This is a genomic window from Streptomyces sp. EDA2-14 (assembly GCF_054963755.1).
On sequence record NZ_JBUEGE010000001.1, the window covers coordinates 583,719 to 610,099 of the forward strand.

The 26,381-nt window shown below is 70.9% G+C and carries 27 protein-coding genes; 10 read left to right on the forward strand and 17 right to left on the reverse strand.

The window, feature by feature from the left end:
* The first annotated feature begins 188 nt into the window (after nucleotides 1–188).
* Complete coding sequence (locus ACY34M_RS02520; RefSeq protein WP_462717366.1) at nucleotides 189–1,151, forward strand: PP2C family protein-serine/threonine phosphatase; 963 nt, start codon at nucleotides 189–191, stop codon at nucleotides 1,149–1,151.
* On the opposite strand, the gene ACY34M_RS02525 is transcribed toward ACY34M_RS02520, so the two are convergent.
* On the reverse strand, nucleotides 1,096–1,377 hold the full coding sequence (locus ACY34M_RS02525) for a DUF397 domain-containing protein (RefSeq protein WP_462717367.1): 282 nt from the start codon (nucleotides 1,375–1,377) through the stop codon (nucleotides 1,096–1,098). The two genes, ACY34M_RS02520 and ACY34M_RS02525, sit on opposite strands and share 56 nt — an antisense overlap.
* Entirely contained in the window at nucleotides 1,359–2,192 is an 834-nt protein-coding gene (locus ACY34M_RS02530) for a helix-turn-helix domain-containing protein (protein WP_462717368.1), read from the reverse strand. Before ACY34M_RS02530 ends, ACY34M_RS02525 begins: the two co-directional genes overlap by 19 nt.
* Before the next feature lie 354 nt (nucleotides 2,193–2,546).
* On the opposite strand from ACY34M_RS02530, the gene ACY34M_RS02535 reads away from it, so the two are divergent.
* A complete protein-coding gene (locus ACY34M_RS02535; protein WP_462717369.1) occupies nucleotides 2,547–2,762 on the forward strand; it encodes a hypothetical protein in 216 nt (71 codons plus the stop codon).
* On the opposite strand, the gene ACY34M_RS02540 is transcribed toward ACY34M_RS02535, so the two are convergent.
* On the reverse strand, nucleotides 2,759–4,189 hold the full coding sequence (locus tag ACY34M_RS02540; RefSeq protein WP_462717370.1) for an MFS transporter: 1,431 nt from the start codon (nucleotides 4,187–4,189) through the stop codon (nucleotides 2,759–2,761). The genes ACY34M_RS02535 and ACY34M_RS02540 overlap by 4 nt on opposite strands.
* A gap of 65 nt (nucleotides 4,190–4,254) precedes the next feature.
* On the opposite strand from ACY34M_RS02540, the gene ACY34M_RS02545 reads away from it, so the two are divergent.
* Genes ACY34M_RS02545 through ACY34M_RS02555 form a run of 3 tightly spaced genes read left to right on the forward strand, consistent with a single transcriptional unit; the run spans nucleotide 4,255 to nucleotide 6,380 of the window.
* A complete protein-coding gene (locus ACY34M_RS02545; protein WP_462717371.1) occupies nucleotides 4,255–4,776 on the forward strand; it encodes an RrF2 family transcriptional regulator in 522 nt (173 codons plus the stop codon).
* Nucleotides 4,777–4,780: 4 nt separating this feature from the next.
* A complete protein-coding gene (recO, locus tag ACY34M_RS02550; RefSeq protein ID WP_462717372.1) occupies nucleotides 4,781–5,530 on the forward strand; it encodes a DNA repair protein RecO in 750 nt (249 codons plus the stop codon).
* 37 nt (nucleotides 5,531–5,567) lie between these two features.
* Nucleotides 5,568–6,380, forward strand: coding sequence for an isoprenyl transferase (locus ACY34M_RS02555; protein ID WP_462717373.1), 813 nt, complete (start codon nucleotides 5,568–5,570; stop codon nucleotides 6,378–6,380).
* Between the two features lie 79 nt (nucleotides 6,381–6,459).
* On the opposite strand, the gene ACY34M_RS02560 is transcribed toward ACY34M_RS02555, so the two are convergent.
* The 4 genes from ACY34M_RS02560 to ACY34M_RS02575 all read right to left on the reverse strand — a co-directional run bounded on the left by ACY34M_RS02560 (nucleotide 6,460) and on the right by ACY34M_RS02575 (nucleotide 9,554).
* Nucleotides 6,460–6,858, reverse strand: coding sequence for a Fur family transcriptional regulator (locus ACY34M_RS02560; protein WP_462717374.1), 399 nt, complete (start codon nucleotides 6,856–6,858; stop codon nucleotides 6,460–6,462).
* A gap of 67 nt (nucleotides 6,859–6,925) precedes the next feature.
* On the reverse strand, nucleotides 6,926–7,807 hold the full coding sequence (locus tag ACY34M_RS02565; RefSeq protein ID WP_462717375.1) for a metal ABC transporter permease: 882 nt from the start codon (nucleotides 7,805–7,807) through the stop codon (nucleotides 6,926–6,928).
* A 5-nt stretch (nucleotides 7,808–7,812) separates the two neighbouring features.
* A complete protein-coding gene (locus ACY34M_RS02570; protein WP_462717376.1) occupies nucleotides 7,813–8,586 on the reverse strand; it encodes a metal ABC transporter ATP-binding protein in 774 nt (257 codons plus the stop codon).
* Nucleotides 8,587–8,603: 17 nt separating this feature from the next.
* A complete protein-coding gene (locus ACY34M_RS02575) occupies nucleotides 8,604–9,554 on the reverse strand; it encodes a metal ABC transporter substrate-binding protein (protein WP_462717377.1) in 951 nt (316 codons plus the stop codon).
* Between the two features lie 166 nt (nucleotides 9,555–9,720).
* On the opposite strand from ACY34M_RS02575, the gene ACY34M_RS02580 reads away from it, so the two are divergent.
* The gene (locus ACY34M_RS02580; protein WP_462717378.1) at nucleotides 9,721–11,103 is read left to right on the forward strand and encodes a glycine--tRNA ligase; all 1,383 of its coding nucleotides are present in this window, start codon (nucleotides 9,721–9,723) and stop codon (nucleotides 11,101–11,103) included.
* A gap of 88 nt (nucleotides 11,104–11,191) precedes the next feature.
* Here the strand turns inward: ACY34M_RS02580 and ACY34M_RS02585 are convergent, their stop codons facing one another.
* The 3 genes from ACY34M_RS02585 to ACY34M_RS02595 are packed head-to-tail and all read right to left on the reverse strand — an operon-like array spanning nucleotide 11,192 to nucleotide 12,542.
* Nucleotides 11,192–11,452, reverse strand: a complete 261-nt coding sequence (locus ACY34M_RS02585) for a DUF397 domain-containing protein (RefSeq protein ID WP_462717379.1) — start codon at nucleotides 11,450–11,452, stop codon at nucleotides 11,192–11,194.
* 2 nt (nucleotides 11,453–11,454) lie between these two features.
* Nucleotides 11,455–11,685: a DUF397 domain-containing protein gene (locus tag ACY34M_RS02590; RefSeq protein WP_462717713.1), complete on the reverse strand. Its 231-nt coding sequence runs from the start codon at nucleotides 11,683–11,685 to the stop codon at nucleotides 11,455–11,457.
* Nucleotides 11,685–12,542, reverse strand: coding sequence for a helix-turn-helix domain-containing protein (locus tag ACY34M_RS02595; RefSeq protein ID WP_462717380.1), 858 nt, complete (start codon nucleotides 12,540–12,542; stop codon nucleotides 11,685–11,687). The genes ACY34M_RS02590 and ACY34M_RS02595 overlap by 1 nt, the downstream gene beginning before the upstream one ends.
* A 174-nt stretch (nucleotides 12,543–12,716) precedes the next feature.
* On the opposite strand from ACY34M_RS02595, the gene ACY34M_RS02600 reads away from it, so the two are divergent.
* Nucleotides 12,717–13,163 (forward strand): ATP-binding protein, encoded by a 447-nt coding sequence (locus ACY34M_RS02600; RefSeq protein WP_462717381.1) that lies wholly within the window; start codon nucleotides 12,717–12,719, stop codon nucleotides 13,161–13,163.
* 444 nt (nucleotides 13,164–13,607) lie between these two features.
* Here the strand turns inward: ACY34M_RS02600 and ACY34M_RS02605 are convergent, their stop codons facing one another.
* From ACY34M_RS02605 to ACY34M_RS02615, 3 genes are all read right to left on the reverse strand, one after another.
* Entirely contained in the window at nucleotides 13,608–14,207 is a 600-nt protein-coding gene (locus ACY34M_RS02605) for a TetR family transcriptional regulator (RefSeq protein ID WP_462717382.1), read from the reverse strand.
* A 25-nt stretch (nucleotides 14,208–14,232) separates the two neighbouring features.
* On the reverse strand, nucleotides 14,233–15,243 hold the full coding sequence (locus ACY34M_RS02610; RefSeq protein ID WP_462717383.1) for an aldo/keto reductase: 1,011 nt from the start codon (nucleotides 15,241–15,243) through the stop codon (nucleotides 14,233–14,235).
* 111 nt (nucleotides 15,244–15,354) lie between these two features.
* On the reverse strand, nucleotides 15,355–16,785 hold the full coding sequence (locus tag ACY34M_RS02615) for an MFS transporter (RefSeq protein WP_462717384.1): 1,431 nt from the start codon (nucleotides 16,783–16,785) through the stop codon (nucleotides 15,355–15,357).
* A gap of 101 nt (nucleotides 16,786–16,886) precedes the next feature.
* Here ACY34M_RS02615 and ACY34M_RS02620 point away from each other — a divergent pair, with 101 nt between their 5' ends.
* A complete protein-coding gene (locus ACY34M_RS02620) occupies nucleotides 16,887–17,774 on the forward strand; it encodes a helix-turn-helix transcriptional regulator (protein WP_462717385.1) in 888 nt (295 codons plus the stop codon).
* On the opposite strand, the gene ACY34M_RS02625 is transcribed toward ACY34M_RS02620, so the two are convergent.
* Nucleotides 17,769–19,238, reverse strand: coding sequence for an MFS transporter (locus ACY34M_RS02625; RefSeq protein WP_462717386.1), 1,470 nt, complete (start codon nucleotides 19,236–19,238; stop codon nucleotides 17,769–17,771). The genes ACY34M_RS02620 and ACY34M_RS02625 overlap by 6 nt on opposite strands.
* Nucleotides 19,239–19,314: 76 nt before the next feature.
* Nucleotides 19,315–20,757, reverse strand: a complete 1,443-nt coding sequence (locus ACY34M_RS02630; protein ID WP_462717387.1) for an MFS transporter — start codon at nucleotides 20,755–20,757, stop codon at nucleotides 19,315–19,317.
* A gap of 100 nt (nucleotides 20,758–20,857) precedes the next feature.
* On the opposite strand from ACY34M_RS02630, the gene ACY34M_RS02635 reads away from it, so the two are divergent.
* Both ACY34M_RS02635 and dusB read left to right on the forward strand, forming a co-directional pair.
* A complete protein-coding gene (locus tag ACY34M_RS02635; protein WP_462717388.1) occupies nucleotides 20,858–21,721 on the forward strand; it encodes a helix-turn-helix transcriptional regulator in 864 nt (287 codons plus the stop codon).
* A gap of 62 nt (nucleotides 21,722–21,783) precedes the next feature.
* Complete coding sequence (gene dusB / locus ACY34M_RS02640; RefSeq protein WP_462717389.1) at nucleotides 21,784–22,911, forward strand: tRNA dihydrouridine synthase DusB; 1,128 nt, start codon at nucleotides 21,784–21,786, stop codon at nucleotides 22,909–22,911.
* Between the two features lie 96 nt (nucleotides 22,912–23,007).
* Here dusB and ACY34M_RS02645 read toward each other — a convergent pair whose 3' ends face one another.
* A complete protein-coding gene (locus ACY34M_RS02645; protein ID WP_462717390.1) occupies nucleotides 23,008–24,963 on the reverse strand; it encodes an amylo-alpha-1,6-glucosidase in 1,956 nt (651 codons plus the stop codon).
* Nucleotides 24,960–26,354, reverse strand: a complete 1,395-nt coding sequence (locus ACY34M_RS02650; protein WP_462717714.1) for an MGH1-like glycoside hydrolase domain-containing protein — start codon at nucleotides 26,352–26,354, stop codon at nucleotides 24,960–24,962. Before ACY34M_RS02650 ends, ACY34M_RS02645 begins: the two co-directional genes overlap by 4 nt.
* Nucleotides 26,355–26,381: the final 27 nt, after the last annotated feature.

Here is a 26,381-nt window from a genome sequence, read left to right on the forward strand (position 1 = left end):
GCCCGGCGGATGCCACAAGCTGAGCGCTTTTCCCGGTCGATGAACGATGACGCGGGCATATACCGGACGGGGCGTGTCACACCCGCTCACCAACAGCCGAAATCCGCACAACATCCCGTACGGCCAAGGGCCCTGACCCATAGTGAGCCCTTCGCCATCGCGGGGACCGACAGGCGGGAGGCCCGCGCATGACGATGCGGGAACAGGGAGCACGGTGGCGCCTGCCGGTGTCGCTGGCGGCAGGTTCCGCGCTGGCCGCCCTCGGTGTCCTGGAGGGGGTCATGGACTCCGTGCCGTGCGCCCTCGCCTGCGGGGCGCTCCTCGTCGTCGGCGCCGCGGCCGTCCGGACCGCCGCGCGCGGCGCCGCGAGCGCGGCGGCCCTCGCCCGGGCCACGGAGGCGGCCCGCGTCGCCCAGGCCGCGATCCTGCGCCCCGTGTCCACCCGGATCGGCGGCATCGACGTGTGCACGAGACACCACTGTCCGGTGCGGGAGTCCTCGCTGGGCGGGGACGTGTACGACATCGTGCACACGCCGTTCGGCCCGCGGGTCTTCGTCGGCGACGTACGCGGGCACGGCCTGGAGGCGGTACGGGTTTCGGCCGCGGCCGTCGGGGCGTTCCGGGACCTCGCGTACACGGTCCCCTTGTTGTCGGACCTGGTCCGCGGGCTGGACGAGGCCGTCGCCCCGCACCTCGGGCCCGAGGACTTCGTGACCGCGGTGTTCGCCGAGTTCGGCCCCGGCGAGGTACGCATGGTCAACTGCGGCCATCCGGCGCCGCTCAGGATCGGCGGCGTGGTGAAGTTCCTCGAACCGACCGAGACCTCCACGCCGCTCGGGCTCGCCCCTGACCCCGTCCAGCGCCTCTTCTGGGTGCAGCCCGGCGACCGCGTCCTCTTCTACACCGACGGCCTGACCGAGGCGCGGGACGCCTCCGGCGCGGACTACCCGCTGGCGGACCGCGCCGAGAGCGTTCTCGCTCCGCTCCTGCCGGACGAGGCGCTCGACGCGCTCTACGCCGATGTCGTGGCGCACGTGGGCGCGCCACTGACGGACGACGTTGCGCTGGTCCTGTGCGAACAGACGGAGGCGCCGCTCACGCCCCCGATTTGGCCCCAGCCACGAACGCGCCCCACGCACGGGCACCGATGACGAGGACGTCCCCGTCGACGACCTTGGAGTCCCGGACGGGTACGACGCCGGGTACCCCGTCGGCGACTTCGAGGCAGTTGCCGCCCTCGCCGTTGCTGTGTGTGGACTTGCGCCAGCGGGCGGCGCCGTCGAAGTCGTAGGCGACCTCGACGCATGACTCGCCGCCGTCACCGCCGCTGTAACTGCTCTTGCGCCAGCGGGCATTGCTCAATTCGTACGCGCACATTCTTCGAAGCCCCTTGCCGCCGAATCGATCAGGGTGAGGGACGCCTCCAGTGGTAGCACGGCGGCCCTGAGCAGATCGTAGTGCGCTTGCGTGCGCTTCACGGCGGCTGGATCGTCCAGCAGGGTCCCCGTCAACACGCCCTCTGTATAGACGGCAGGCGGGGCGTCCTCGAACTCCATGAGCGTCATCATCTTCCCCATGGCGGGGTGGGCCCCCGCGGAGAACGGCAGCACGTGGATCATCGCCCTGCGGGAGCGAACCGCGCCGGCGAGGGCGGCCAATTGCTGGGACATCGTGGCCGGACCGCCCACCGGAACGCGTAGTACGGCCTCGTGCAGAATCGCCCAATACACCGGGCGTGCAGCGTCCGCCAGTATCTCCGCACGGTCCATGCGCGCCTGGACCATCTCCTCGACGTACCCCTCCGCGGCGAGCGGGTTGCTGGCGAAGTAGATCGCCCGCGCGTAGGCGGGCGTCTGCAAGAGCCCCGGCACGACGGCCGGGGCGTAATCACAAACCTTGGTAGCCGACCGTTCCAGGTCCGCAACGTGCGCGAAGTAGTCCGCGTACCGCTGGTCGCGAATCAGGCTGCGCCACATCCGCTCGAAAATACCGTCGGTTTGCAGCGCCTCATCAATCCTCTGGGCTACATCCAACTGCGGCTTGCGAATTGCCTGTTCGAATTGGCCGATGTACCCACCCGAAACGAATACCCGTATCCCCAACTCCACTTGGGTCAGCCCCGCGTCCTCGCGGCGCCGCCTCAGCTCCACCCCGAAGAACTCCCACGCCGCCTGGCGCGAACCCTTGGCCATGGCCAACCCCCAAGTCAAGCACGTTAGTTGTAGTGCACAGACCCCTCCCCACTGTAGGGACACCAGGTCACCGTGGGGACGCAAAGCGTGAAATCGAATCAGGCAGGGGAGCCACGTGACGGGACAATCGAAGCACGCCGCGCTGTGCGTGGAGGAGGCTGAGGAAATGGTGGAGACATTGCGGGCCGCACTCGCCGGAGCGGGAATTGCGCTGCCGTCGCTCGGCCTCGATCCGGGGTCAATCGCACGGAGTGCCCCGTGTCCCTTGGTGGAATTGGGGCGTTGTTCGGTTGACGCGGCGGCCCGGCTCGCCGCGGTACTCCTCGCAGGTTCGGACGACAGGAGCGCGACGCCATGAAACCGCCGATCGGTTCGTACGCGGTCGACACGAGCACGGGTCAGGTGGGACGGGTGATGGGGCACGAGGGGCCGTACGTACAACTGAGGCCCTTCGGGGGCGGCCGGGAGTGGGACTGTCCGCCGGACGTGCTGCGGGTGGCGACGACGACGGAGCGGGTGCGGGCCGCGACGGCGTACGAGAACAGGAGGAGCCGGGGCGAGGTGCCCTAGGGCTTGCGGGTGGCCCACATCAGGGCCGCGGCGACGGCGACGAGCGCCGCGAACACCGCCGACACGGCCGTCATCCCGGCCTGCGCGTCCCGCAGGCCGGGCCCGGACACCGCGAAGAACAGCATGCCGAGCAGCGCGACGCCGAGCGCGCTCGCGGCCTGCTGCACCGTGTTGAGCATCCCGGACGCCGCGCCCGCCGTGCCGGGCGTCACGCGGGACAGGGCGGCGCCGATGATCGGCGGCATCAGCAGCCCGTTGCCGAGGCCGTTCAGGAGGAGGGCCGGGGTCAGGGCCCAGGGGGCGAGCGTCCCGGCGGAGGTGAGCTGGATCGCGGCCAGGGTCAGGCCCGCCACCACCATCGCCCCGCCCGCCACCGGCCACCGCACCCCGTACCGGGCCGTGAGCCGCCCGCTCAGCAGCGAACCCGCGGTGAACATGACCGCCTGCGGCACGAACACCGCGCCGGCCGTGAGCGGGCTCGCGCCCAGGCCCGCCTGGAGCAGCAGCGCGAGCGTGAACATGTAGGCGCCGAAGTAGAGCTGGAAGGCGCCGAGCGCCACGACCAGGGTCAGATATGGGCGGTTGCGGAAGAGGGCGGGGTTGAGGACCGGTTCCCCGCCGCGCGCCCGCAGCGCCCGCTGCCACCGCCACGTCGCCCACGCCACGGGGGCGGCCGCCGCCAGGCACACCCACGTCCACACCGGCCACCCCTCGTCACGCCCGAGCGCCAGCGGGACCAGGAGCAGGGCCAGTGTCGCGGTGACCCCGAGCGCGCCGAGCACGTCGAACCGGTGCCGGGGCCCGGCGAGGCGCGACGGCAGCATCCGCCACGCGGCGACCGAGGCCACCACCCCCACCGGGACGTTCACGAGGAACACCGCGCGCCAGCCGAGCCCGAGCACGCCCGCCTGGAGCAGCACCCCGCCGACGAGCTGCCCGGCGATCGACCCGAGGCCCGCCGTCGCGCCGTTCCACCCGGTGGCCCGGCCCCGGTGCGCCGCCGGGAACCGGGCCGTGACCAGCGACAGCACCTGCGGCACCATCACCGCCGCCGACAGGCCCTGCGCCATCCGCGCCACCACCAACTGCCCCGCACCCTGCGCGACTCCGCACAGCAGCGACGTCACCGTGAACGCCACCATGCCCGCCACGAACGTCCGCCGGTAACCGAACCGGTCCCCGAGCCGGCCGCCCGTGATCAGCCCCGCCGCGTACGCGAACGCGTAACCGGACACGACGAGTTCGAGCGCCGCGTCGCTCGCCCGCAGGTCCGCGCGGAGCGCCTCGGTGGCGACGTTGACGACGAAGAGGTCGAAGCTGCCCATGAAGGTGGCGGTCAGGGCGACCGCGAGCATGCGCCGGTCGGCGGGGGAGGGCTCCGCGGCACCGGTCCGCGGCGGGTCGGTGTCGAGCCGGGTCTCTGCCATGGACCCCATCGATATCATCGACATTGAATGTCCATCAAGTGCACGGAAAGGTAGCCTCGGGTGCCATGAAGTTGTCGCAGGGCGTCGAGTGGGGCGTGCACTGCTGCGTGCTCCTCGTGCAGGCGCCGCCCGGTGCCGCCGTCCGCCGCTCCACGCTCGCCGGGTACTACGGACTGCCCGAGGCGTACCTCGCCAAGCACCTCAAGTCCCTCGCCGCCGCCGGTGTGCTCACCGCCACATCCGGGCCGCGCGGCGGCTTCCGGCTCGCCCGTGACCCCAAGGACATCACCGTGCTCGACGTCGTCGAGGCGGTCGAGGGCTCCGCGCCCGCCTTCGTCTGCGGCGAGATCCGGCAGCGCGGCGCCTGCGCGATCCCGCCCGAGCGGTGCACGGGCCCGTGCGCAGTGGCGCAGGTCATGTACGACGCGGACCGGGCCTGGCGGGAGTCGCTGCGGGCCGTCACAGTGGCGGACCTGAGCGCGGGCCTGAGCGACACGGTCCGGGCGCGGGGCCGCGCGTGGCTGGCGGATCCGGGGACGCCGCTGCCCCCTTTCCCGCAGACGGCCTCCGCGCGTAAGGGAGAATGAGGACATGAGTCTGATCCGCGACGACGGCATCGTGCTGCGCACCCAGAAGCTGGGTGAAGCGGACCGCATCATCACGTTCCTCACCCGCAACCACGGGCGCGTGCGCGCCGTCGCGCGCGGTGTGCGGCGCACCAAGTCCAAGTTCGGCGCCCGGCTCGAACCCTTCTCCCACGTCGACGTGCAGTTCTTCGCGCGCGGCAGCGAGTTGATCGGGCGCGGGCTCCCGCTCTGCACACAGAGCGAGACCATCGCCCCGTACGGCGGCGGCATCGTCACCGACTACTCCCGGTACACCGCCGGTACGGCCATGCTGGAGACGGCGGAACGGTTCACCGACCACGAGGGCGAACCCGCCGTGCAGCAGTACCTGCTCCTCGTCGGCGGGCTGCGCACACTCGCGCGCGGGGAGCACGCGCCGGGGCTCGTCCTCGACGCGTTCCTGCTCCGCTCGCTCGCGGTCAACGGCTATGCGCCCAGCTTCGGCGACTGCGCGAAGTGCGGAATGCCCGGTCCCAACCGGTTCTTCTCCGTCGGGGCGGGCGGCTCGGTTTGCGTCGACTGCCGGGTACCGGGCAGCGTCGTACCCTCACCGCAGGCCCTCGTCCTGCTCGGTGCGCTGCTCACGGGAGACTGGGAGACGGCGGACACGTGCGAGGCACGGTTCGTACGGGAGGGCAGCGGACTGGTGTCGGCGTACCTGCACTGGCACCTGGAGCGCGGACTGCGCTCTCTGCGTTACGTAGAGAAAAGCTAGCGAGAGCTGGCACTGAGCTAGGGGAGAGGCCCGGAAGATGGCACGTCGCGGAATCCTCGGACGGAACCGCCGTGAGTACACGACGCCCGAACCGCACCCGTCGGGCGCACGGCCGCCGAAGATTCCCGGCGAGCTGGTGCCCCAGCACGTGGCGATCGTCATGGACGGCAACGGCCGCTGGGCCAAGGACCGCGGACTGCCGCGCACGGAGGGCCACAAGGTCGGCGCCGAGCGTGTGCTCGACGTCCTCCAGGGCGCCATCGAGATGGGCGTCGGCGCGATCTCGCTCTACGCCTTCTCCACCGAGAACTGGAAGCGCTCGCCCGACGAGGTCCGCTTCCTCATGAACTTCAACCGGGACTTCATCCGCAGGACCCGCGACCAGCTCGACGAACTCGGCGTCCGGGTGCGCTGGGTGGGCCGCATGCCCAAGCTGTGGAAGTCGGTCGCCAAGGAGCTGGAGATCTCCCAGGAGCAGACCAAGGACAACGACAAGCTGACCTTGTACTTCTGCATGAACTACGGCGGCCGCGCCGAGATCGCCGACGCCGCGCAGGCGCTCGCCGAGGACGTGAAGGCGGGCCGCCTCGACCCGTCCAAGGTCAGCGAGAAGACCTTCGCCAAGTACCTGTACTACGCGGACATGCCCGACGTGGACCTGTTCCTGCGCCCCAGCGGCGAGCAGCGCACGTCCAACTACCTGCTGTGGCAGAGCGCGTACGCCGAGATGGTCTTCCAGGACGTCCTGTGGCCGGACTTCGACCGCCGCGACCTGTGGCGGGCGTGTGTGGAGTACGCCTCCCGCGACCGGCGGTTCGGCGGGGCGATCCCGAACGAGGTACGGAAGTAGACACATCAAGCCCCTGCGGCGATTGAGCAGCGGGGTCCGGGGCGGAGCCCCGAGGCCGCAACGCCGTTGTCCGCAGGGGTTACTTTGCGCACTCCGCGCACGTGCCGAAGATTTCCACCGTGTGGGCCACGTTGACGTAGCCGTGCTCGGAGGCGATCGCCTCGGCCCACTTCTCCACCGCCGGGCCCTCCACCTCCACGGCCTTGCCGCAGACGCGGCAGACCAGGTGGTGGTGATGGTCGCCCGTGGAGCACCGCCGGTACACCGCCTCGCCCTCGGACGTGCGCAGCACGTCGACCTCGCCCGCGTCGGCGAGGGACTGCAGCGTGCGGTAGACCGTGGTCAGCCCGACCGAGTCGCCCTTGTGCTTGAGGACATCGTGCAGCTCCTGGGCGCTACGGAACTCGTCCACCTCGTCGAGCGCCGCCGCCACGGCCGCGCGCTGGCGGGTCGACCTGCCTCGAACCGGGGCTGCCACGGGTTCCTCCTCACATCCCTGCCACGTACGTACCGCCGCCATTGTGCCAGGCGGCGCTGTGCACGGGTCATCCCTGAAGCGAGGGAGTCGTGGCCTGCTCCGGGATCGGGCACTCGGAGGCCGTCGGCACGGATCGCGCCCTGCGCCGGGCGAGCGGCTTCGCGAGCAGCGCGAGGACGATGAAGGCGGCGATGGTGAGCAGCACGATCGTCGCGCCGGGCGGCACGTCCTGGTAGTACGACGTGGCGGTGCCGCCGAGCGTCACCGCGACGCCGAGGGCCACCGCGATCACGAACGTCGCCTTGAAGCTGCGGGTCAGCTGCTGGGCCGCCGCGACCGGGACCACCATCAGGGCCGAGACGAGCAGCAGGCCCACCACGCGCATCGCGACGGTCACCGTGACCGCCGCCGTGACCGCGATCAGCAGGTTCAGGGCGCGCACCGGAAGCCCCGTGACCCGCGCGAACTCCTCGTCCTGGCTCACCGCGAACAGCTGCCGGCGCAGGCCCACCGTCACCAGCACCACGAAGGCCGCGAGCAGGCAGATGGCGAGGACGTCGCTCTCGGACACCGTCGAGAGCGAGCCGAAGAGATACGAGTTCAGGTTGGCGTTCGAGCCGCCGGGCGCGAGGTTGATGAACATGACGCCGCCCGCCATGCCTCCGTAGAAGAGCATCGCGAGCGCGATGTCGCCGCGCGTCTTCCCGTACCAGCGGATCAGCTCCATGATCACGGCGCCCAGGACCGAGACCAGCGTCGCCATCCACACCGGCGAGGTGGAGAGCAGGAAGCCGAGGCCGACGCCGGTCATCGCGACGTGGCCGATGCCGTCGCCCATCAGGGCCTGGCGGCGCTGCACGAGGTAGATGCCGACGGCCGGGGCCGTGATGCCGACGAGGACGGCGGCGAGCAGCGCCCGCCGCATGAAGTCGTAGGAGAGGAGTTCCATGTCAGTCAGCTCAGCAGTCCTGTGCGGATCGGTTCGGCATCCACGGGGGTGTGCGGGTGCACGTGGTCGTGGCCGGGCAGGGCGTGCTGGCCGACGGCCTTCGGGGGCGGTCCGTCGTGCAGCACGCAGCCGTCGCGCAGGACGACCGCGCGGTCGATCAGCGGCTCAAGGGGGCCGAGTTCGTGCAGCACGAGCAGGACGGACGCGCCGGCCGCGACCTGCGTGCGCAGCGTCGCCGCGAGGATCTCCTGACTGGCCAGGTCGACGCCCGCCATCGGCTCGTCCATGATCAGCAGCTCGGGTTCGGCGGCCAGGGCGCGCGCGATGAGCACGCGCTGGTGCTGGCCTCCGGAGAGGGCGTCCACGGAGTCCTTCGCGCGGTCCGCCATCCCGACGAGTTCGAGGGCGCGGGTCACCGCGTCCCGGTCGGCCTTGCGCAGGACGCCGAACCTCGCGCGCGAGAGACGGCCCGAGGAGACGACCTCGGACACCGTCGCGGGCACGCCGCCCGCGGCCGTCGTGCGCTGGGGTACGTAGCCCACGCGCGCCCAGTCCTTGAAGCGGCGCCGGGGCGTGCCGAAGATGTCGATCTCGCCGCCGGTCGTCGGGACCTGGCCGATCACGCTGCGGACGGCGGTGGACTTGCCCGACCCGTTCGCACCGAGCAGGGCGACGACCTCACCGCGGTGCACGGTCAGGTCGATGCCGCGCAGCACGGGACGTCCGCCGAGCTCGGCCGTGACCTTGCTCAGGGATATGACGGCTTCCCGTTCGTCCATGTCGCCCTCCTTTTTGGTCACTTGGTGCCCAGTGCCTTCTGCAGGGCGGCCAGGTTCGACTCCATGACCGAGATGTAGTCGTCGCCCTTGGACTTCTTCGTGATGCCCTCGATCGGGTCGAGCACATCGGTCTTGAGCTTCGCGTCACCCGCGAGGGTCTTGGCCGTCTTGTCGCTGACGAGCGTCTCGTAGAAGACCGTGCCCACCCCGTCGGCCTTCGCCGTCTTCTGGAGCTCCTTGACGCGGGCGGCGCTGGGCTCGCTCTCCGGGTCCAGGCCGTTGATGGCCTCCTCGGTGAGGCCGTAGCGCTCGGCGAGGTAGCCGAAGGCGGCGTGCGTCGTGATGAAGGTCGAGGTCTTGGTGTCCTTGAGGCCCTTCTCGTACGTGGTGTTCAGCTCGTCGAGCTTGCCGACCAGGGCCTCGGTGTTCTTCTTGTAGTCGGCCGCGTGGTCCGGGTCGGCCTTTTCGAGCGCCTTGCCGACGCCCTCGGCGACCTCGGAGTACTTCACCGGGTCGAGCCAGATGTGCGGGTCGGCCGCGTCCTCGTCGTGGGTGTGCTCCCCGTGCCCGTGGTCGTGACCGTCGACCTTGGTGCCGTGCTTCTCCAGGGAGGTCAGGGTGCCGGCGTCGACCTTGGTCTTGATCTCGGACTGGTCGATGGCCTCGTCCACGGAGGGCTGCAGGCCCTTCAGGTAGACGGCGGCGTCGGACTCCTCGAGCTGGGCGCGCTGCTTGGCGCTGACCTCCAGGTCGTGGGGCTCCTGGCCGGGCTCGGTCAGGCTGGTGACGTCGACGTGGTCACCGCCGATCTGTTCGGCGAGGTACTGCATCGGATAGAACGACGCGACCACGCTCAGCTTGCCGTCGCTCTTGTCCTCGGCCGAGGAGGTGGAGCACGCGGTCAGCGCGGTGAGGCCGAGGGCTGCGGCGGCGACGGGTATGAGGCGGCGGGATCGTCGTACGTTCATGACAGTCATTTTCAACAAAACTGGAAACGATTGTCAACAAGGCCTTCGTCCTGCTCTGTACCGAGAACCGATTTGGTTCGTGGGGTGGGCCCGCCGGTAACCTGAAGCATTCGCTCCCGGAGTGCGTATCCAGCGCACTCACCGTCGTCGTAATGAAGAGAGCACCGTGGCCGCCGACAAGATCGACACCATCGTCAGCCTCAGCAAGCGCCGTGGCTTCGTCTACCCCTGCAGCGAGATCTACGGCGGTCAGCGTGCCGCCTGGGACTACGGACCGCTGGGCGTGGAGCTGAAGGAGAACCTCAAGCGCCAGTGGTGGCGCTACATGGTCACCTCGCGCGAGGACGTCGTCGGTCTCGACTCGTCGGTGATCCTGGCGACCGAGGTCTGGCAGGCCTCCGGCCACGTCGCCACGTTCACCGACCCGCTCACCGAGTGCACCTCCTGCCACAAGCGGTTCCGCGCGGACCACCTGGAGGAGGCGTACGAGGCGAAGAAGGGCCGTCTCCCCGAGAACGGTCTCGCCGACCTCAGCTGCCCGAACTGCGGAAACAAGGGCACGTTCACCGAGCCCAAGCAGTTCTCGGGTCTGCTCTCCACGCACCTCGGCCCGACGCAGGACAGCGGCTCCGTCGCCTACCTGCGCCCCGAGACCGCGCAGGGCATCTTCACCAACTTCAGCCAGGTGCAGACGACTTCGCGCCGCAAGCCGCCGTTCGGCATCGGCCAGATGGGCAAGTCGTTCCGCAACGAGATCACGCCCGGCAACTTCATCTTCCGCACCCGCGAGTTCGAGCAGATGGAGATGGAGTTCTTCGTCAAGCCGGGTGAGGACGAGGAGTGGCAGGAGTACTGGATGCAGCAGCGCTGGAACTGGTACACGGGCCTCGGCATGCGCGAGGAGAACATGCGCTGGTTCGAGCACCCGAAGGAGAAGCTCTCCCACTACTCGAAGCGCACCGCCGACATCGAGTACCGCTTCCAGTTCGGCGGCAGCGAGTGGGGCGAGCTCGAGGGCGTCGCCAACCGCACCGACTACGACCTCTCCGCCCACTCCAAGGCCTCCGGCCAGGACCTCTCCTACTTCGACCAGGAGAAGGGCGAGCGCTACACGCCGTACGTCATCGAGCCCGCGGCCGGTGTCGGCCGCGCGATGCTCGCGTTCATGCTGGACGCGTACGTCGAGGACGAGGCGCCCAACGCCAAGGGCAAGATGGAGAAGCGCACCGTCATGCGCTTCGACCACCGCCTCGCGCCGGTGAAGGTCGCGGTCCTCCCGCTGTCCCGCAACCCGGAGCTGTCCCCGAAGGCCAAGGGTCTCGCGCAGGCGCTGCGGCAGAACTGGAACATCGACTTCGACGACGCCGGCGCCATCGGCCGTCGCTACCGTCGCCAGGACGAGATCGGCACGCCGTTCTGCGTCACCGTCGACTTCGACACCCTTGAGGACAACGCGGTGACCGTGCGCGAGCGCGACACCATGAAGCAGGAGCGCGTCTCCCTCGACCAGATCGAGGGCTACCTGGCCAGCCGCCTGGTCGGCTGCTGACCGACTCCTCGCGCAGATACGCCGGCAGGCCCCGGCCCACCTTTTCCGTGGTGGGCCGGGGCCTGCCGGCGTATGTACGGGCGGGCGCTCAGTCGAACTCGCCGTGCAGCGCCCCGAGTTTGAACGCCTCCCATTCGTGGGCGGTGAAGCGCAGGACGAGCCCTCGGGGGTCGGCCGGATTGCGCAGGGCGACCGCGCCGCCGCCGATCGCGGCGACTTCCACAGGGCCGCCCCGGGCGGGCTCACCCGGGGCGCTCAGCCAACGGGCCTCGGAGATGTCGAGCGCGTAGAGCCTTTCTTTCTCTTTCTCCAGGTCGAGGCCGAAAGAAATACTGTCCGTGGTGCTCATGCTCATAGCGGAAGGACCCCGGAGTTGATGCTTGAAACAAATGCGTGCCACGAAGATGAATCGAAAACGACAACGCCGAACTCACGGTTCTTCGTGTCGCGGATTGCACGCCGTTCCGATGTGAGTCGGGCGTGCTCGACGCATCCATTGGACGCGCCACTGAACGTGCTCTTTCGCCATACCGCTGACCCGACTTCGACGAGCGAGGCGGTGGGGGCGGAGGTGGGGGGCATCACGACCCGCTTTCTTGCTTGATTCGGTCACTGATGTACCGGCGGGACTGCGCAGGGGACAGCGCGGCAGCCGTCAGGTCGTCCCATGCCTTTGCGTAGATGTCTACGTCGGGGCGCTGCTCCAGGAGCGTGCCGCCGGTCATGTGCTCCAGCCACGCGACTTGGACGGGCGGTTCGCCGCGCATCGTGAAGAGCGTGTAGGGAGCGTACTGCGCCAGAGGCAAGGTTATGTCCAATGGCAGCACCTGAATGGTGACATTGGGCAACTCACCTGTTTCCATCAGGTATTCGAACTGCTGACGGATCAATGCCCGCGGCCCCGGGATGCGGTGCAGCGCGGGCGTGTCGATGACCACTCTCAGGCGGAATTCCGCGGGTCCGTCGAGCAGATTCTTGCGCCTCATTCGGGTCTCCACAAGGGGTTCGACGCGAGCCTCCTCAGCACCCACGGTGAATATCTCGCGCATATATGCCTCTGTCTGCAAAAGGCCTGGCAGTACCGAAGGCTCAAAGGAACGCACGAGCGAGGAATCAGCCTCAAGGGTGAGGTAGTCGCGCAAGTCGTCGCTCAGCAGCGGCCCCTGACCCGACCACCAGTCCACCTTGTGGATGTCGCGGGCCAGGCGCTTGAGGTTGGTGCGCTGCCGGTCGTCGTCGACTCGGTACAGGTTGAGCAGGGTCGTCAGGTCGAGCTGACGGATGCCTCGTTTGCCCGTCTCGATCTGGCTGATCTTGGGTTGGCCGCATTCGAGAGCCAGTGCGGCGTCGTTGACCTTCAGACCGGCTTCGGAGCGCAGGCGTCGCAGCTCGGCTCCGAGGCGACGACTGCGCATGGTGGGCATCTCGCTCTGGGGCATGGGCACATGATGTCCCGCACCTTCAGGCCACACAACTGTCATATGCCTGCCCACCCCATCAGTATGGTGACTCGTGCGTAATACTTGCCTAAGGCATAGTTTCGGAGCCAAGATGGCATAGCAACGCCCTTTGTCCACAAGCGAGTTCACTGCCATGGGACCCCCGGAGGGGTAATGCAGGACCAGTCGACGGACGAGATCGATGTGATCGACTTGCTCGATCAGCCGTGCTCGATCCGTATGGAGTACAGCCCGCACCGCCTGGAGCAGATTCGCCGGATCATCGGTGCCCGCCTGCGGTGCTGGGGTCTGCACAAGCTGGTGTACGACACCTCGTTCGTGGCGACGGAGCTGTGCAGCAATGTGCGGCACTGCGACGACAGCACCTTCGAGTTCGCCATCAGTCGTACCGCCGACGGTGTCCGCCTCGAGGTGGCGGACACGTCCCCGGAGGCCGTGGTCATCCCCACGGAGCCGCCGGACTTTCTTGAGACAGGAGGCCGGGGCCTGTTCCTGGTCTCGGTCCACGCGTCCGCCGTCGGTGTGTTGCCGACGCCCACCGGAAAGGTGGTGTGGGCCGAACTGGCCCTCGGTGACGTCGATGCGGGCGGGGTCGACTGACAGAGTCGGCAATCCGCCTGTCCCCCATGAGGGGGTGAGTGCCGCCATCGGTGCCGGCCTTCGGGCCGGCGTCAGTGGTGGCACTTTTGCGTATCTGTGAGTGTTCAAGTGAATCCTCTGCGTGGTCGCGCTCGAGCATGCGGGACCGCGCCGGGGACCGGGGCGCTGTACTTCCGTAGGGTCGGAAGCCGTGGGACGGGCACTGTGTGCTGCCGTCCTGTTTCGGAGAGTACGAGCGGCCGCGAAAACATCACAGTGGCAGCAATGCGGATTCGGTCAGGTGCTTTTAGAGCGGCTCCCGGCCGAAGTCAACCAGTGGCCAAGGATGTTACTTCTGGTATTCGCTGGTACGCGCCGTTTCCGCAGCGGCACATTTTGACCCGGGTCCTCCGGTTGTTGCCGGAATCGTTCGCACAGCATGGCCGAGAGCGCATGCCGATTCGGTCAGAAAGGCTCTGTCCGACGGGTTGCGATCCCGCGTACGACGAGGGACACCAGCGCGTCGAAGGCGGCCTGCGCGTCCGGGCGCGACCACTCCGGCGCGTACACCGGGTCGTGGAAGTGGGCCGTGGCCTCGAAGACGGCGCGGGCCGTCGACGGAAGGTCGGCCGCCTCGAACTCGCCCGCGTCCACGCCCTGTTGCAGGATCGCGGTCAGCTGCGTCGTGAGTTCGGCGATGTGGGCGTCCACCACGCCGCCCTGCTCGTCCGTGAGGACGGAGTACGTGGCGAACAGCTCCGGGTCGTCACCCGCCTTGTGGCGCTTGGCGTCGAAGAGGGTCGACAGCCAGTGGCGCAGCTTGGCGGCCGGCGGCTCCTCGGCCGCGACCACCTCGGCGAGCCGCGCCGTCGTGCGGTCCAGCCAGCGCTTGGTGACCGCGCCGCGCAGCTCCGCCTTCGTACGGAAGTGCCGGTACACCGAGCCGTGGCTGACCCCGAGCGCGCGGGCCACGTCGACGACGGTCGCCTTCGCGGGACCGTGCCTGCGCAGCACGTCCTCGGTCGCGGCGAGGATGCGCTCGGGGGTCAGGGTCTCGGCGGCCATGGCTATGAAGTTACCCGGCCGTCGATCAGTGCTCGCTGTCGAGGTGTGCCATCTGGGCTGCCGGGTAACGGTCGCCGGCCGCGGCGCCGGCGGGCACGGCCTCCTCGATGGCGGCGAGGTCGGCGGCGTCCAGAGCGACATCGAGGGCGCCGAGGGCCTCGGTGAGGCGGTCCCGGCGGCGGGCGCCGACCAACGGCACGATGTCCTCGCCCCGGCTGAGCACCCAGGCGATCGCGATCTGCGCGACACTCGCGCCCTTCTGCTCGGCGATCTTGCGCAGCTGGTCGACGAGGTCCAGGTTGTGCTGGAGGTTCTCACCCTGGAAGCGCGGGCTGAAGGCGCGGAAGTCGCCCGCGCCGAGCTCGCGGTCGCGCGTGAAGTGGCCCGAGATCAGTCCGCGGGACAGCACGCCGTACGCCGTGATGCCGATGCCCAGCTCGCGGGTGGTGGTCAGGATCGACTCCTCGATGCCGCGCGAGATGAGCGAGTACTCGATCTGGAGGTCCGAGACCGGAGCCGTCGCGGCGGCCCTGCGGATCGTCTCCGCGCCCACCTCGGACAGGCCGATGTGACGAACGTAACCCTGCTCGACGAGCTCGGCGATGGCGCCGACCGTCTCCTCGATCGGCACCTCGGGGTCGAGGCGGGCGGGCCGGTAGATGTCGATGTGGTCGACGCCGAGGCGCTGGAGCGAGTACGCGGCGAAGTTCTTCACCGCTTCGGGGCGGGCGTCGTAGCTGTTCCACGAGCCGTCCGGGCCGCGCAGGGCGCCGAACTTCACGCTCGTCAGCGCGTTCTCCCTGGCTGCCGCCGGGGCCGTGCGCAGGGCCTCGCCGAGCAGCATCTCGTTGTGGCCCATCGCGTAGAAGTCGCCGGTGTCGAGGAGCGTGACCCCGGCGTCGAGCGCGGCGTGGACCGTGGCGATCGACTCGGCGCGGTCGGCCTCGCCGTACAGCGCGGACATGCCCATGCAGCCCAGGCCGAGGGCGGCGGTGCGGGGGCCGGTGGTGCCGAGAGTGCGAGCGGGGAGAGCCATCGGGACTCCTCTGGTGGATGTGGGTGGGTACATCTCCACCCTCGCATGACAGGTGACAGATTTCAATATCTGTCACCTGTCATAGCGTGTCGTGGTGCCGGACGTGCGGTGTCAGGCGATCTCACGCGGCAGCCGCAGGCTCAGCAGCGTCGTCAGCGCCACCGCCACCAGCTGCACCAGCAGCGTCGTCACCAGGGCGTCGCGCATGCCCGTGCCGGGCGCCACGGAGAGGAACAGCGAACCCAGCGTCGCCACGCCCAGCGCGAGCGCCGCCTGCTGTGTCGTCGTCATCACGCCGCCGCCCACGCCCGCCCGCGACGCCGGCACCTCGGAGAGGACGATCCGGAAGAGGATGGGCAGCTGGAGCGCCTGCCCCGCCCCGGCGAGCACCGAGCCCGGCAGCATCGCCGCCATCCCGAGGTCCGGCCACGCCCGCCACGTGGCGAAGGCGATCGCCGCCACCCCGGCCGCCTGGAGCAGACCGCCCGCCGTGACGACCCGCGCACCCCACCGGGCCACCAGGCGCGGGCCCGCCAGCGACGTCGCGAAGAAGACCGCCGCCATCGGCGCGATCGCCAGCCCGGCCTCCGTCGCGCCGAGCCCCTCGCCCCGCTGCAGGGCCACCGCGAGCACGAACATGAAGCCGCTGAAGCCGACGGAGAACGGCACGATCATCACCAACCCGCGGCGCAGCGGGACGAGTCGGAAGAGCGAGGGCGGTACGAGTGGGGTGCGGCCCGCGCGGTCGGCCGCGCGCTCCACCGCGTAGAAGGCGTACGCGAGGAACGGGAACGCCGCGAGGCACACCCACGTCCACAGCGGCCAGCCCGCCGCCCGTCCTTCGGTCAGCGGGGCGAGCAGCGCGATCAGACCGAGGGCGAGCAACAGCGTGCCGGGCACGTCGACCGGTTCAGGCCGCTCGGAGCGGGTCTCCGGGACCGTACGGACGGCGAGCGCCAGGGCGAGCACCACCACCGGGACGTTCACCAGGAACACCGAGCGCCAGCCCGTGCCGAGGAGGTCCGCCGAGACGAGCAGGCCGCCCAGCACCTGGCCCGCCACCATCGACAGGCCGGCCGTGGCGCCGTACCTGCTCATGGCCCGCGCCCGCCGCGGGCCGCTCGTCGTGGCCTGGATCGTGGCGAGGACCTGCGGCAGCATCAGGGCCGACGCGGCGCCCTGCGCGATGCGTGCGGCGACCAGCGTCCAGGCGGTCGGGGAGAGTCCGCAGGCCAGCGAGGTCAGGCCGAAGGCGGCCGTGCCGACGAGGAACAGGCGGCGCCGTCCGACGAGGTCGCCGAGCCTGCCGCCGAGGACGAGCAGGACCGCGTACGTGATGCCGTAGCCCGCGACGACGAGTTCGAGGACGGGTTCGCTCGCGCCCAGATCGCGGCCGATGGTGGGCAGGGCGACGTTGACGATGAAGAAGTCGATCAGCGGCAGCGCCCCGCCGAGCAGCACGGTGAGCAGACCGAGCGCGCCGAGTTCGGGCGCGGCCGCAGTGCCGGTGCGCGGCGGCGGGGACTGGGTGTGGGTCGTCATGCCACCGAGCGTCGTCCGCCGCCCAGAGGGGTACCAGAGTCTTCTTATCCTGGTAGAACTGCCACCTGGAAACAGGCTCCGGCCGGGTCCACCCTGGGGGAATGGCCACGATGACACGGGATGTGCCGGATGCGCGGGCCGAGGGTCCGGCCGGCATTCGGCGGCATGAACTGGGCGCCTTTCTGCGCAGCCGGCGCGAGCGGATCCCGCCCGAGGAAGTGGGGCTGCCGCGCGGCCGGCGGCGCCGCACACCGGGGCTGCGCCGCGAGGAGGTCGCGCAGCTCTCGGCGGTCGGCGTCACCTGGTACACGTGGCTGGAGCAGGCCCGCGACATCCAGGTCTCCGCGCAGGTCCTCGACGCGCTCGCCCGCACCCTGCGGCTCGACGCGAGCGAGCGGGCCCATCTGTTCGGCCTCGCGGGCGCCGTCGACCCGACCCCGGCGGCGAGCTGCGCCACACTCACGCCCGAACTGCTCGACATGCTGCGGCAGTTGGAGCCGTACCCGGCCTACGTGCAGAACAGCCGCTCCGACATCCTCGCCTACAACCGCACGTACGGGACGCTGCTGTGCGACCTGGACGAGATCCCGCCCGAGGACCGCAATCTGATGCTCCTGGCGTTCACGCACGAACGGTGGCGGGCGTCGATCGTCCACCTGGACGACGTCCTGCCGATGATGGCCGCCAAGTTCCGCTCCGTCATGGCCGACCACCTCGGCGAACCCGCCTGGAAGCTGATCCTCAAGCGGCTCGGTGAGGAGTCGCCCGACTTCCGCGCGGTGTGGGAACGCCACGATGTGCAGAGCTCGGCGCCCAGCAAGGTCAAGCACTTCCGCAACGAGCACGTCGGGCAGGTCTCCCTGGTCCACACCGATCTGTGGCTCGGCCGGGACTGCGGCGCCCGCCTGGTCACGTACACTCCGGCGGACGACGTCTCCCGCGCACGCCTCGAAGAACTCCTGAAGCGGGCGGTCGACCGGACGTCATGACCGGGTGGCGGCCCTGGCCATCTCGGCGTCCTCCGGGTCCTCCAGGCGCTCCGCCGTCCGCCGCGCCGTGGCCTGCGCCCACTTTCCGCTGGTCAGCGCGCCGAGGACGAGGACCGCGAGACCGCAGCCCGCGATGATCCACCAGCAGGTCTCGCTGGCGCCGACGAAGGCCTTCGCGTACGAGGACCCGGCGACGCCCGACGCGAGGACCGCGCCGATGACGGCGACGCCCAGGGTCTGGCCGATCTGCCGGCTGGTGGAGGCGACCGCGGCGGCGACACCGGCCTGGGCGCGCGGCATGCCGGAGACGGCGGTGTTGGTGATCGGGGCGTTCACGAAACCGAAGCCGATGCCGAACAGGACGTAGCCGATGAAGAGCGTCACGTTCGACGTCTCGGCGTCGAACGCCGCGAACAGGATGCCGCTCGCCGTCATCATGACGCCCGCGACCAGCAGCGGCAGGCGCGGCCCGCGACTGCCGACGAGCCGTCCCGACAGCGGCGCGCACAGCAGTGTCATCGTCGCCATGGGCAGCATCCACAGGCCCGCGTGCAGGGCGTCCAGGCCGCGTACGTCCTGGAGGTAGAGCGTCGAGACGAACAGGAAGCCGCCGAGCGCGGCGAAACCGCAGACCGCGATGACGGTGGCGCCGCTGAACGGGGCCGAGCGGAAGAACCGCAGGTCGATCAGGGGTTCCTCGCGGCGCGGCTCGTAGAGCAGGATGCCGATCAGGGCGGCCGCGGCGACCGCCGTGAAGGCGAGGATGCGCACCGACGTCCAGCCCGCGTCCGGCGCCTCGATGATCGCGTACGTCAGCGAGCCGAGCAGCGCGATGACCAGGACCTGGCCGACCGGGTCGGGGCGCCGGGCCTTCGGCGCGCGGGACTCCGGGACGAAACGCATGGTGAGCAGCAGCGCCGCCAGGCCCACCGGAAGGTTGATCCAGAAGATCGAGCGCCAGCCGACCGAGTCCACGAGCAGCCCGCCGACCAGTGGCCCCGCCGCCATCGAGATGCCGACGACACCGCCCCACACGCCGATGGCACGGGCCCGCTCACGCGGGTCGGTGAAGGTGTTCGTGATGATCGACATCGCGACCGGGTTCAGCATCGAGCCGCCGATCGCCTGCAGCATCCGGAACGCGACCAGCGATTCAAGGGTCGGTGCGAGCGAGCAGGCCACGGACGCCACCGTGAAGACGGTCAGGCCGATCTTGAAGACCCTGGCCCGCCCGACCCGGTCCGCCGTCGACCCCGCCAGCATCAGCAGCGCCGCCAGGACGAGGGTGTAGGCGTCGATCGTCCACTGCATGCCCGAGAGCGTGGCGTCGAAGTCCTTCGCCATGGAGGGGAGGGCGACGTTCAGGACGGTGTTGTCGAGGCTGACGATCAGCAGGCTCATGCAGCAGATCGCCAGGACGAGCATCCGCCTGCGGTGGGTCAGGTTTTGTCGTGCATCGGGCATGTTTTCGACAGTAGCGGGATGTGCTGTGGGACGAGTACGTGAGGTGGGACGGGGACGTCCTCGGCCGGGGACGTCCTCAGCCGAGGTCCTGCGGCAGCCGCAGCGCCATCACCGCGAGCCCCACCAGCCCGACCGCCTGCACCGCGAGCACCACCACGAGCGCCGTGCGCATCCCGGCCCCCGGCACCAGTGCGAGGAACAGCGAACCGAGCGTGGCCACGCCCACCGCGAGGCACGACTGCTGCACCGTGGCCGCGAGTCCGCTGCCCGCCCCGGCGCGGGACGCGGGCACGGCGGCGAGCACGATCCGGTAGTAGAGCGGAAGTTGGAGGCCCGTGCCGAGGCCGGTCAGGGCGAGCCCCGGCGCGAGCAGCAGCGGAGTGAGCCGGTCCCACGGCACCCACAGCGCGGTGAGGGCGAACACGGCGAGCCCCGCGATGTGGAAAGCGGCGCTCACCACCAGCGTCCGCGAACCGAAGCGGCTCTCGAGCCGGGGCGCGAGATTCGACGCCGCGAACTGCGCCACACCCATCGGCACCAGCGTCAGACCCGCCTCCAACGGCCCGTACCGCAGACCCTGCTGAAGGGTGACGGCACTGACGAACATCCAGCTCGCGAACCCGATGAAGATCGGCAGACCGAGCACGAGCCCGCGCCGCACGGCAGGCGCGGCCACCAGCGACGGCGGCAGCAGCGGACTCCCGCCGGACCGCTCGGCACGCCGCTCCACCGCCACGAACGCGAGCGCGAGGAACGGCGCCGCGACGAGCGAGACCACCGACCACACCGGCCAGCCCGTCGCCCGCCCCTCCGTCAGCGGCAGCAGCAGCGCGATCAGCGCCGCCGCGAACAGCGCCGTTCCCGGGAGGTCGCCGCGCGCGGGCCGCTCGGCCCGGCTGTCCGGCACGGCGCGCACGGCGAGCGGCAGGGCGAGGAGCACGACCGGCACGTTCACCAGGAACACCGCGCGCCATCCCGTGCCGAACACGTCGGCGGCCACCAGAAGCCCGCCCGCCACCTGCCCGAGCACGATGCCGACCCCGCCCACGGACCCGTACAGGGACACCGCCCGTGTCCGCCGCTTCCCGCTCGTCGTGGCATGGATGGTGGCGAGGACCTGCGGCAGCAGCAGCGCGGACGCCGCGCCCTGCGCGACCCGCGCGGCGACCAGGGGCCATACGCCGGGGGCCAGGCCGCAGGCCAGTGAGGTCACTCCGAAAGCGGCGACGCCGACCAGGAAGAGCCGTCGCCTGCCGAACGTGTCACCGAGCCGACCGCCGAGCACGAGCAGCACGGCGTACGCGACCGCGTAGCCGGCCACCACCATCTCCAGTCCCGCGGGGGTGGCGCCCAGATCCCGCTCGATGCTGGGCAGGGCGACGTTCACGATGAAGAAGTCGATCATCGGCAGGGCGGCGCCGAGAAGAACGGTGAGCAGGCCGACGGGGCCGAGTCGGGGCGGTGCGGCGGGTGCCGGTGGTGCCGGTGGTGCGGTGGCGGCGGTGTCGAGGGTCGTCATGGGTCGACCATCGCCGGACGCTCAGCCTGGTACCAGAGTCTCCCCATCCTGTTACAGGCAGTACCTGGCAACCGGATGGAAGTGGCGGCACCCTGGTGACATGACCACCGGCACCCGCCCCGTCTCCGACGATCCCCGCCGCCTTGAGCTGGCCGCCTTCCTGCGCAGCCGCCGGGAGCGGATCTCGCCGGAGCGGGCCGGACTGCCGCGCACACCGCGCCGCCGTACGCCGGGGCTGCGCCGTGAGGAGGTCGCGCACCTCTCGGCCGTCGGCGTCACCTGGTACACGTGGCTGGAACAGGGGCGCGCGATCAACGTCTCACCCTCGGTCCTCGACGCGATCGTCCGCGCCCTCCAGATGGATCCGACCGAGCGCGCCCACGCCTTCGCGCTCGCGGGCACCACCGACCCGCACGCGGAGACCGTCTGCCCCGCCGTCACACCGACGATGCTGCGCCTCATGGAGACCCTGGCGCCCTACCCGGCGGCCCTGCAGAACGCGCGCTACGACGTGCTCGCCTCCAACCCCGCCTATGCCGCCGTCTTCGGCGACCCCGCCGAACTCGCCCCCGACGAGCGCAACTGCATGTGGCTGCTCGCCATGAGCGACCGGTGGCGCGAGCAGTTCCTCGACCGCGACGAGATGCTGCGCGACCTGGCCGCCAAGTACCGCACGTCGATGGCCGAGCATGTCGCCGAACCCGCCTGGAAGGCGCGGGTGGCCCGCCTCCTGGAGGTGTCGGCGGAGTTCCGCGCGATCTGGGAGCGGCACGATGTCGCGCCGATGGTGCCGCACGTGAAGCGGTACCGGAACCCCGAGGTGGGGCTGTTGCGCCTGGAGCACCGCAACCTGTGGCTGTCGCCGGAGCGCGGCGCGTACCGCCTGGTCGCGTACGTGCCCGCGGACGACGAGACCGCCGGGCGCCTGGAGAAACTGGCGGCCCCGACGGCCGTGACGGGCTGAGCGGTCAGTGAGGGACAATGGATGCTTGCCCCCACCCGTCGTCCGTCCCGGAGAGCCCTGAGATGTCCGCTCTGACCATCGGCCCCCACCTGGTGCAGCCCCCCGTGGTGCTCGCCCCCATGGCGGGGATCACGAACGCGCCGTTCCGCACGCTGTGCCGGGAGTTCTCCGGCGGCAAGGGCCTGTTCGTCAGCGAGATGATCACGACGCGGGCGCTGGTCGAGCGCAACGAGAAGACCATGCAGCTGATCCACTTCGATGAGACCGAGAAGCCGCGGTCCATCCAGCTGTACGGCGTCGACCCCGCCACCGTCGGCAAGGCCGTCCGCATGATCGCGGAGGAGGACCTCGCCGACCACATCGACCTGAACTTCGGCTGCCCGGTCCCGAAGGTGACCCGCAAGGGCGGCGGCTCCGCGCTGCCGTACAAGCGGAACCTGCTGCGGGCGATCCTCAAGGAAGCCGTGTCGGGGGCGGGTGACCTGCCGGTCACCATGAAGATGCGCAAGGGCATCGACGACGACCACATCACGTTCCTCGACGCGGGGCGGATCGCGGTCGAGGAGGGCGTCACGGCGATCGCGCTGCACGGGCGCACGGCGGCCGAGCACTACGGCGGCACGGCGGACTGGGACGCGATCGCGCGGTTGAAGGAGCACGTCCCGGAGATCCCCGTCCTCGGCAACGGCGACATCTGGTCGGCGGACGACGCGCTGCGCATGGTCCGCGAGACCGGGGTCGACGGGGTCGTGGTCGGGCGCGGGTGCCTGGGGCGGCCGTGGCTGTTCGCGGATCTGGTGGCGGCGTTCGAGGGGCGTGAGGAGCGGGTCCGGCCGACGCTGCGGGTCGTCGCCGATGCGATGGTGCGGCATGCGACGCTGCTCGGGGAGTGGATCGGGGACGAGTCGCGGGGCGTCATCGACTTCCGCAAGCACGTGGCCTGGTACCTGAAGGGGTTCGCGGTCGGGTCCGAGATGCGCAAGCGGCTGGCCATCACGTCGTCGCTGGAGGAACTGCGTTCCGGGCTCGACGAGTTGGACCTCGACCAGGGGTGGCCCGCGGGGGCCGACGGGCCGCGGGGGCGGACGTCGGGGAACGGGCGGGTCGTGCTGCCGGACGGGTGGCTGAAGGATCCGTACGACTGTGCGGGGATCAGCGAGGACGCGGAGCTGGACACGTCCGGGGGGTGACCGGGTGCTGTTGACCGGCACCGGTGTTGCGCCCACGGGGCTCCGCCCCGGACCCCGCGCCTCAATCGCCGGCGGGGCTTGATTCGCAGCGGGGAGTCAGCCGCCCACCGCCGTGAGCAGCGCCAGTGGGGCTGCCGCTGAGCGGGACTCGCGGGTGCAGGCGTGGGGGTAGGGGACCGGGGTGGGGTAGGCGGAGTGGGCGTAGCCGGCGATCACCTCCGGCAGGCGGCCGCCGCAGGCGCTCGCCGCCGAGACCAGGCCGGCCGCCACCACCCGCGCCTCGTCGTGCAGCCCGTACCGGGCCAGCCCGAGCGCGATCAGTGCGTTGTCGTGCGGCCAGACCGAACCCCGGTGGTACGACAGCGGGTGGTACGCCGCCTGGCCGGAGGCCACCGTGCGCACGCCCCACCCGGAGAAGAAGTCCGGTTCGAGCAGACGACGGCCGACCGCCTCCCCGTACTCCTTGTCCAGCAGCCCCGACCACAGCAGGTGCCCCGCGTCCGACGCCAGCGCGTCCAGCTGTCGGCCCTCCCCGTCCAGAGCCAGCGCGGGGAAGCCGTCCTGCTCCATCCAGAAGTCCCGTACGAACCGGTCCCGCAGATCCGACGCCGCCTGCTCCAGCAGATCCGCGTAGACCGCGTCGTCCCACACCGTCCGCGCGAGCACCGCCGTGCGCCGCAGCGCGTCGTACGCGTACCCCTGCGCCCCGGCCGCCATCACCGGGCCCGACGCCCGGCTGCCGTCGGCCGCGCAGATCGCGCCGGGGGAGTCCTTCCAGTTCTGGTTGGCGAGTCCGCCCCGGTCGGCGCGGTAGACGAGGTAGCCGCGCGAGGTGAGCCCGCCGTGGTCGAGCATCCAGCCCACCGCCGCCCGCGCGTGGGACTCCAGGCGCCGCGCCGGTGCCACGTCCCCGGTCTGCTCCACGTACGCGCCGAGCAGCACGAGGAACAGCGGCGTCGCGTCCACCGAACCGTAGTAGCGCCCGAACGGGACCTGGCCGAAGTGCGCCAGCTCCCCGTGCCGCACCTCGTGCACGATCTTGCCGGGCTGCGCCACCGCTCCCTCGGACTGTTCGGTGGCCTGTGTCGCGGCGAGCACGGGCAGCGTCGCGGCGGCCAGTTCGGGCCGGTACGGCAGGGCGAACAGCGAGGTCAGCAGCGCGTCCCGGCCCAGCAGCGTCAGGAACCACGGCACCCCGGCCGCCGGCACCAGATGCCGCTCCCCGTCGGGCCCCGCCGCCGCCACCCGCAGCACCGCCAGATCGGCGAGGCCCCGCGTACAGGCGTCCGCCAGTTCGGGCCAGGCCTCCGGGAGATCCACTCCGCGCGTGAACTCCCTTACGGATGCGGCGAGTTCCTCCGCCACCGCCGCCGGGCTCGCCGGGGCCGGTGCCGCCGCCGTCCCCGGCGGGCGCGCCACCACCCTCAGTGCCAGTTCCGTGCTGCCCTGTCCCGCGAGGTCCAGCGCCCACACGAGGCGGCGCGCCCCGGTTCCGGTCTCCTCCACGGCGTCCGGCGCGGGCTCGCTCGTCACGGTCGTCGACGAGCGCCAGTCGCCCCGCGTGTAGGTGAACTCCACACCGTCGTCCAGGACTTCGCGCGTCCGGACCGCTCCGGTCTTCACATACGTACGGTGGTCGGAGCGCAGTTCGAACTGGTCGGTGAAGTCGGCGTCCACCGTGAGCGCGATCCGTACCGTCGTCGGCACCGGACGGTTCGACACCACCCGCAGCCGCTCCACGAACGAGCCCTCCGCCACCGCCTGTTCGCGGAACAGCGTGTACGCGGGCGGTTCCTGGCGGCCGCCGCGGGGCACGAGCACACAGCGGGCGACGCCCTCCTCCTCGTACGCCATGGGGGAGAGCACTTCCGGGGCGGCCCCGTCGACGGTGAGCTGCCAGCGGCACAGGTGGCGCGCGTCCCGGACGAACAGGCCGTCCGGTGAGGAGCCGCCGCGCACCGCGGTCAGCGCGCCGGACGGGTCGGTCGCCGCGAACGTCCCTCCGTACACCAGGAGCTTGTCTCCCTGCCCGTTTCCGTGCCCATCCGTCATCGCGGCGTCCTCTCGGCCAGCAGATCCAGCGTCAGCGCGGCCGTCCAGCCGAAGCCGCGGGCGCCGCAGCCCGCCCCCGTACGGGGATCCACGTACTCGGCGAAGTCCGACGCTCCCGCGGCGTCGAGCACGGCGGCGCGCAGACGCGCGGCCCGCGCGTGCTCGCCGTGCAGCCGGAGTCCGTGCTCCAGAAGCCAGTTGGTGTTGAACCAGGCGGGGCCGCGCCAGTACCGGTGCGGGTCGAAGGCAGGGCCCCGCAGGTCGTAACTGGGTGCCATCCGCACCAGTTCGCCTACCCCGAAGTGCGGTCCGCACGCCGTCTCCACGAGCGCCCCCGCCACCTCCCGGGGCAGCGTCGGCAGGATCAGCGGCAGCAGACCGGAGATCCCATATTCCCTGACCAGTCGGCCCGTGCCACCGTCGCGCCTGCCGTCGCCCGAGTCGTTGCCCGAGGCGTCGCCCGAGTCGTGGGCCGCGTGCAGGTCGCGGCAGAAGAACATGCCGGCCGCCGGATCCCACAGCCGCTCCACGAGCGCCGCCGTCAGCCGCTCCGCGCGCGCGTGCCGCGCCGTGCCGACCGCCCCCAGCTCGCAGGCGATCCGGGCCAGGGCGTGCTCGGACGCGGCGAGCAGGGCGTTGAAGGACGGGTCCTCCACCGCGAACTCCCCTGTCCCGTCCGCGTAGTCGCCGTCCCGGTAGTCGGCCGCGAGCCGTACGTACCGTCCGTAGTCGAGGTCGGTGGGGCGGTCCCGCGCCGCGCCGTGCTCCAGGTCCGCGCGGCGGAAGGCCCGCGCGGGAGTGGGAGAGACGCGGCTCAACGGCGCGTCCCAGCACGGGCTGTTGTCCATGCCCTGCTCCCACGGGTGGACCACGGAGGCCAGGCCCGCGCCGCCGTGGTCGCGGCGGTGCAGGAGGTAGCGGTGCCAGGCGGCGAGGGCGGGGTAGGCGCGCGTGAGGAAGCCTCGGGAGCGGGAGAGGGCCGGGTCCGCGCGGTGCACCAGCCAGACGGCGAGCGCGTGCACGGGCGGCTGCACGATGCCGGAGGTCTGCACGGCGGCCGGGGCGCCCGCGGCGCGGCCCGCGGTCGAGGAGCGCCAGAAGTCGGGGCTGGGGAAGTAGGCGTCGAGCGGCACGGCGGGATTGAAGACGATGTGCGGGATCCGGCCGTCGCCCCACTGGGCGGCGAGCAGCGTCTCCAGCTCGACCTGGGCGCGCAGCGCGGAGACGTGCCGCAGGCCGATCGCGATGAACGCCGAGTCCCACGACCACTGGTGGGGGTAGAGCGTGCGCGAGGGGACGGTCGAGGCCCCCGTCCAGTTCGCGTCGAGCACGCGCGCGGCGCGGTCCCACAAGGAGTCCCCCGAGGAGCCGCCGGGCCGCACGGACCGCAGATCGCCTCCGCGCCGCTCGGTCGTGTG